The 2,907-nt window shown below is 72.2% G+C and carries 4 protein-coding genes; all 4 read left to right on the top strand.

Going from position 1 to position 2,907, the window contains the following annotated elements:
• Positions 1-201, top strand: a 201-nt coding sequence (locus HW445_RS24850; RefSeq protein WP_306673355.1) for a carboxyl transferase domain-containing protein, incomplete at its 5' end; no start/stop codon positions are given.
• Between the two features lie 55 nt (positions 202-256).
• On the top strand, positions 257-844 hold the full coding sequence (locus HW445_RS24845) for a ScbR family autoregulator-binding transcription factor (protein ID WP_164540492.1): 588 nt from the start codon (positions 257-259) through the stop codon (positions 842-844).
• A gap of 279 nt (positions 845-1,123) precedes the next feature.
• Positions 1,124-1,963 (top strand): AfsR/SARP family transcriptional regulator, encoded by an 840-nt coding sequence (locus tag HW445_RS24840; RefSeq protein ID WP_180223162.1) that lies wholly within the window; start codon positions 1,124-1,126, stop codon positions 1,961-1,963.
• Between the two features lie 65 nt (positions 1,964-2,028).
• Positions 2,029-2,733 (top strand): phosphopantetheine-binding protein, encoded by a 705-nt coding sequence (locus HW445_RS24835; protein ID WP_180223161.1) that lies wholly within the window; start codon positions 2,029-2,031, stop codon positions 2,731-2,733.
• The last annotated feature ends 174 nt before the right edge of the window (positions 2,734-2,907 follow it).

Genomic DNA, 2,907 nt, shown 5'->3' with positions numbered 1-2,907 from the left:
GACCCCGAAGCCATGCGCCGGAAGATGGTCGACGAGTACAAGGCGGAACTGATGCACCCCTACTACGCGGCGGAACGCGGCCTCGTCCACGACGTCATCGATCCCGCCGAGACCCGCGACGTCCTCATCAGGTCCCTCGCGATGCTCCGCACCAAGCACGCGGACCTGCCGTCCCGCAAGCACGGCAACCCGCCCCAGTGAGGCGTCCGCGACGGGGTACGGCGGCAGGACGACGATGACAGGAGAAAGGCTCGCAATGACCAAGCAGGAGCGGGCGGTCCGGACCCGGCACGCGCTGATACAGGCGGCGTCGGAGGTCTTCACCGAGGGGGCGTTCGCGTCCGCCTCGCTCTCCGCCGTCAGCGGCCGGGCCGGAGTGAGCAACGGCGCGCTGTACTTCCACTTCAGCAGCAAGAACGCCATGGCGGTCGCGGTGCAGGAGGAGGCGTCCGCGCGGCTCGCGGGGCTGACCGCGGCCGCCGAGGCGCGCGGCGGCGGAAGCCTGCACGTCCTGGTCGACGCCACCCACCTGCTCGTGTCGCTCCTGGAGTCGGACAGCGTCGTGCGGGCCGGCTTCCGCCTGGCCCACGGCAGGGACGTCGAGGGCGGTGTCGACCTGCGGCGGCAGTGGCACCGCTGGGTGGAGGACACCCTGCGGCGCGCACTGACCGAGGGGCGGCTCGCCGTGGACGCCCCGGTCGACGCCGCCGCCTCCGCCGTCGTGGCACTCACGACGGGGTGGGAACTGCTGAGTTCCCAGGACCTCGACTGGCTGTCCCCGGACACCGTCACGGCCTTCTGGCAGCTGCTCCTGCCCCGTCTGTCCGACGAGGCGGTCGCTTAACAGACCGTGTGGTCTCTTTGCGGGTCGGATCAACCGACCCGCTGGACGCATGTCGGCTGCTTCGACGGTCGACCCGTGAACGAACCGGCACCCACCCCACCCCAACCACCAGCGGGAAACAGTAAGTTCACGGTCTATAAAAACAGGACGGTCGGTTTCTTATTGACAAACCGTGCGTCCTGTTTTTAACCTCAGGTGCTCCCGCGAGCCGTCCGGTCGGCTCGTCCGTGCGGGGGGGAGGAAGCACCTACACATGCGGCGCATGGAGGAGAAGAGACCATGGACATCTCTGTGCTGGGCGGGCTGGTCGTCCGGGAGAACGGCGTCTCCATAGCGCCGACCGCACCCAAGCCCCGACAGGTACTGGCGCTGCTGGCCTTCAACGCCGACCAGGTGGTGTCCGTGGCCACGCTGTCCGAGGAGCTGTGGGGCGCGCGGCCTCCGCGCAGTGCCAAGGCCACCCTGCAGACCTACGTGCTGCAGCTGAGGGAACTGATCGCCTCCGCCCTCCTCCAGGACCCCGCCGGGGCGGCCCCCCGCACGGCGAAGGACGTCCTCGTCACCGCTCCCGGGGGCTACATGCTGAAGACCTCGCACGCCGACAGCGACGTCCAGGAGTTCGAGCGGCTGGCGGGGCTGGGATACCGCTCCATGGACGCCGGCGACTACACCGCGGCGGCACGGCAGCTGCGCGAGGCGCTGGCCCTGTGGAAGGGCGACGTGCTGACCGACGTGCAGACCGGACCGCAGCTCTCACGCGAGGCCCGCAGGCTCGAGGAGAGCCGGCTGTGCGCCCTGGACCAGCGGATCGAGGCCGAGCTCAGGATCGGCCGCCACCGGGAACTGCTGGGGGAGCTGTCCGCTCTGGTCAGCCGGTACCCCACGCACGAGGCGCTGCACGGCCAGTTCATGGTGGCGCTGCACCGCTCCGGCCGGCGCTCGGAGGCGCTGGAGACCTACCAGCGGCTGCGCCGCACCCTGGTCCGCGACCTGGGTCTGGAGCCGTCGCCCGGCATCCGCAAGCTGCAGCGTTCCCTGCTGATGACCGGCCCCGAGCAGGCGCCCCACACGGCGGTCGCCGTCGGGCACGGCGTCGAGCGCCGCGCCCACGCGATCTGACGCGGCCCGGCGGGCCGTCCCGCGCCGCGCCTCCTCTTCCGTCCGACCGTCCTGGAGTTGCCCCCATGCTCAGTGTCCCTCCGCGCCCCGACGCTCCCGAGGGGTCCCTGCTCGCACTCGTCAACCTCACCGCCGAGGTCGTGGCGGTGCTGGCCGACGTGCTCCAGCTGAAGCCCGAGCAGATCGACCCGCGGCAGACCTTCCGGGTCCTCGGCCTCGACTCCATGCTGGCCGTCGAGTTCGTGGCGGACGTCAACCGCCGGTGCGGGACCTCGGTCCGGGTAGGGGCCCTGGCGGACCACCCCACCCCCGTGGCGCTCGCCCGGCACGCCTCCTCCACCCTCCCCGCCGCCCCCCTGGCTCCCCTGGCGTCACCGGCCTCCCCGCCGTCCGCCGAGCCGGAGGACGAGCGGCCGGTGGCGGACGCCCGGACGGCACCCGACGTGCTGGGCGTCCGCCACGTCCTCAAGGAGGAGCTCGCCGCCCTGCTGGCCTGCTCCCCGCACGACATCGACGAGGAGGCCCCGTTCCGCCTCCTGGGCGTCGACTCCATCCTGGGAGCGGAGTTCCTCGCCGCCGTGAACCGGGTGTACGGCACGGCGGAGCGCGGTCCCGTCCTCCAGGACCACCCCACCGTGGCGGCGCTCGCCGCCCGTCTCGCCCGCACCCTGGCGCCCCGTCCCTGGGACGTCGACTCGGTCCTGGACTTCGTGCGGGACGGACGGCTCGGCATCGACGAGGCAGTGACCCTCCTGTCGCAGCACGGCTGAGGCGGACGGCGATGGACGTACGCGACGTACTGACCCGCTACCGGGACGGACTGCTGGACCGCGCCGACGCGGCGCACCTGCTGAACTCCCTGACCGGCACAACGGCCGAGACGCGGGAAGCAGCTCCCCCGCCGGACGACGCCCCGGCGCCGCACGGCCCTCCGGTCCGGGCCA

Origin of the sequence: Streptomyces sp. UH6 (assembly GCF_013421635.1) — a bacterium.
Taxonomy (GTDB): Bacteria; Actinomycetota; Actinomycetes; order Streptomycetales; family Streptomycetaceae; genus Streptomyces; species Streptomyces abyssomicinicus.
Note: the sequence above shows the minus strand (reverse complement) of the source record. Positions and strands in the feature narration are given on the sequence as shown.